Here is a 3,138-nt window from a genome sequence, read left to right on the forward strand (position 1 = left end):
CGGGCACCGCCAGCATCGTCGGGCGGGCACCGCCAGCATCGTCGGGCACCAGACGCTGCACGCCGGCGACGTGGCCCGGCAGACCGAGGAGACGCTCGCGAACGTCGCCGCGGTGGTCGACGCGGCCAACGCGCTGAGCATGATCGGGCCGCGGGCGCACCGTGTCGACACGCTGGCCTGCACCGTCTACGTCCGCCATGCGCGCGACCTGCCGGTGGTGCGCGAGGTGCTGGCGCAGCGCCTGGGTGCCGAGGCGCCGGCGCTGCGCAACGCCATCTACCTGCGCGCCGACGTGTGCCGCGCCGACCTGCTGGTCGAGGTCGAGGCGCACGGCATCGCGTCGGCCGCGGAGCCGTCGCCCCCATGATCCGGCGCGGCTGGCAGCTCGCGTGCTTCTACCTGCTGCTGCTCGGGCTGGGCCTGGCCTCGCTCGGCTGGAACCTGATCGCGGCGCTGATGCTGCCGCTGGTGCCGCGGCAGCGGGCGCAGGCCATCGGGCGGCACGTGGTGGCGAGTTCGTACCGCGTGTTCTGGAACCTCGCGGTCGGGTTCGGGCTGATGGAGGTCGACAGCCAGGCGCTCGATCGCCTGAATGACGATGCGACCGGGCTGGTGGTGGTGGCCAACCACCCGAGCATGGTCGATGCGCTGCTGATCGTCGCGCGGCTGCAGCGCGGCGTGTGCATCATGAAGGGCGACCTGATGCGCAGCGTGTTCCTCGGGGCCGGTGCGCGGCTGGCGCGCTACATCCCGAACGATTCGCCGCGCACGATGCTGCGGCATGCGATCGCGAACCTGCGTGATGGCTCGCAGCTGGTGATGTTCCCCGAGGGCACGCGCACCGCGGCCGGCGAGACGTTGAACCGCTTCCGCCCGGGCGTGACGGCGATCGCGCACAAGGCCGGCGTGCCGATCCAGACGGTGTTCATCGAGACCGAGTCGCCGTACCTGCGCAAGGGCTGGCCGATCTGGCGCGTGCCGCCGTTTCCGATGGCGTTCCGGCTGCGGCTGGGCGAGCGCTTCGAGCCGCGGGAGGGTGCGGCGCTGCCGCTGGACGAGCTGGAAACGTATTTCAGGAAAGAGCTGACGTGAGCGCAACCCGGCATGCGGTGCTGATCCCGAGCTACAACACCGGCGCGACGGTGTACGAGACGGTGCGTGCGGCGCGCGCGCAGTGGTCGCCGGTGTGGGTGGTGGTGGACGGCAGCACCGACGGCACGGCCGAGGGGCTGCAGCGCCTGGCCGAGGCCGATGCGCAGCTGCGCGTGATCGTGCTGCCGCGCAACCAGGGCAAGGGGGCTGCGGTGCTGGCCGGGCTGCAGGCGGCGCGCGAGGCGGGTTTCACGCATGTGCTGACGATGGATTCGGACGGGCAGCACCCGGCCGGGCTGATCCCRCAGTTCATGGCGCGGTCGGTGGAGCACCCTGATGCGATGGTGCTGGGCAAGCCGGTGTTCGATGCATCGGCGCCGCTGCTGCGGGTGCGCGGGCGGCGCATCTCGAACGGCTGGACCGACCTGGAGACGCTGAACGCCGGCATCGGCGATTCGCTGTACGGCTTCCGCGTGTACCCGATCGAGCCGCTGATGGCGGTGATGAAGCGCCAGCCGTGGATGCGGCGCTTCGATTTCGATACCGAGGCGGTGGTGCGGCTTGCGTGGCGCGGCGTCGCGCCGATCAACCTGCCGGCGCCGGTGAAGTACCTGACGGCGGAGGAGGGCGGCGTCTCGCACTTCCGCTACGGGCGCGACAACGCGCTGCTGACGTGGATGCATGYGCGGCTGATGCTGGAGTTCCTGCTGCGGCTGCCGGTGCTGGTGTGGCGGCGTGCGAGGCGCTTGCCGCCGTTTCAGTACCGCCCTTAGAGGCAAGTCACTCCGCGGCGACGTTGGCGCGGAAGGCGCGTGCTGCGCACGCGGGCCATGAAACCAGCCAGCTCCGGCGCCCCGGCTTTATTGGCGCTCCACAGCCTCCCCGCACGCGCCTTCGGGCCACCACCCTGCTCCTTCGACTGTGACAAGCGAACAAATGAGGGTGACAACCCCGGGATCAGCCTCTACGAAGCGCTGAGGTACAGCCCCGCCATCACCACGGCGCCACCGATCAGGGCGCCGCTGGTCGGCACTTCGCCGAGCATTGCCAGTGCGAACACCGCGGCGAATACCGGCTCTGCCAGTTCCAACGTCTGCACGCGGCCTGGCGAGATGTCCTGGATCGCGCGTGTCGTGCAGACGAAGCCGAGCACGGTCGGAAAGATCGCCAGCAGCACGAGCAGCAGCACGGCTGTCGCGCTCCACTGCGCCTGGGCAAGGTTGTCCGGCTGGATGGCGATGCCGAGGTAGAGGCTGCCGAAGAACAGCAGGCGTGTCGTCAGCGCGAAGCCGCCCTGCAGCCCGAGCTTCTTGACGAGCACCGAGAAGATGCCGTAGCCGGTGCCGGCGATGGCGGCGAGCAGCAGGCCTTGCAGATCACCACCGAGGTTCGCGCCGCAAATCAGTGCGACACCCACCACCGCGACCAGCAGGCCGAGGACCTGCCGGCGCCTGGGCCGGTCACCCAGCACCGGCCAGCCCAGGGCCATCGCCGAGAATGCCGCGCAGGCCATCAGCATCACGACGACATTGGCGGCCGACTGATGCGCATACGCGGCCGTCTCGAAGTGGAACAGCACGAAGATGCCGAAGAACGCGCACAGGCCGGCCTGCAGCCAGCTGCCGCGCAATTGCCGAGGTGCCTGCACCAGCACGATGCCCAGCAGGATCACGAAGCCGATGACGGTCTTGAGCCCTGCGATGCTGCTCGGCGCAAAGCCCAGCGCGACGAGCGTCTTGGTCAGCACGCCGATGCTGGCGTTGAGCGCGGCAGCGGCGAGGGCGTAGAGGATGCCTTTGTGGTGGTCTGTCATATGGCTGGACGTGCGTTGCAGGAGCCTGCCCGGGTGACAACCCGGGCTCCATCCCCACTTGTTCGCTTGTCACCTCCCTAAAGAGCGGTGGTGCCCAAAGGCGCGTGCGGGGAGGCTGTGGAGCGCCAATAAAGCCGGGGCGCCGGAGCTGGCTGGTTTCATGGCCCGCGCGCGCCAGCGCGCTTCGTGCACTGACTGTCGCCSACTGTTTGACCACAACGAACGAAGTGAGT

At 69.6% G+C, this 3,138-nt stretch carries 4 protein-coding genes; 3 read left to right on the forward strand and 1 reads right to left on the reverse strand.

Annotated features, from left to right (window positions below):
• The 3 genes from AC1D01_RS27295 to AC1D01_RS27305 form a co-directional block, all read left to right on the forward strand.
• Positions 1-367, forward strand: a 367-nt coding sequence (locus tag AC1D01_RS27295) for a RidA family protein (RefSeq protein WP_477871972.1), incomplete at its 5' end; no start/stop codon positions are given.
• The gene (locus AC1D01_RS27300; RefSeq protein WP_477871974.1) at positions 364-1,092 is read left to right on the forward strand and encodes a lysophospholipid acyltransferase family protein; all 729 of its coding nucleotides are present in this window, start codon (positions 364-366) and stop codon (positions 1,090-1,092) included. The genes AC1D01_RS27295 and AC1D01_RS27300, both read left to right, overlap by 4 nt.
• Complete coding sequence (locus AC1D01_RS27305; RefSeq protein ID WP_477871976.1) at positions 1,089-1,865, forward strand: glycosyltransferase family 2 protein; 777 nt, start codon at positions 1,089-1,091, stop codon at positions 1,863-1,865. The genes AC1D01_RS27300 and AC1D01_RS27305 overlap by 4 nt, the downstream gene beginning before the upstream one ends.
• 191 nt (positions 1,866-2,056) lie before the next feature.
• On the opposite strand, the gene AC1D01_RS27310 is transcribed toward AC1D01_RS27305, so the two are convergent.
• Positions 2,057-2,905 carry a DMT family transporter gene (locus tag AC1D01_RS27310; RefSeq protein ID WP_477871978.1) on the reverse strand — a complete coding sequence of 283 codons (849 nt, stop codon included), beginning with the start codon at positions 2,903-2,905 and terminating at the stop codon, positions 2,057-2,059.
• Positions 2,906-3,138: the final 233 nt, after the last annotated feature.

The organism is Rhizobacter sp. P3_B12 (genome assembly GCF_056402895.1).

What these genes read in the sequence shown, in the direction of transcription:
- AC1D01_RS27300 (WP_477871974.1), top strand. Translation starts at nt 364, where the DNA reads ATGATCCGGCGCGGCTGGCAGCTCGCGTGCTTCTACCTGCTGCTGCTC.
- AC1D01_RS27310 (WP_477871978.1), bottom strand. Translation starts at nt 2,905, where the DNA reads ATGACAGACCACCACAAAGGCATCCTCTACGCCCTCGCCGCTGCCGCG.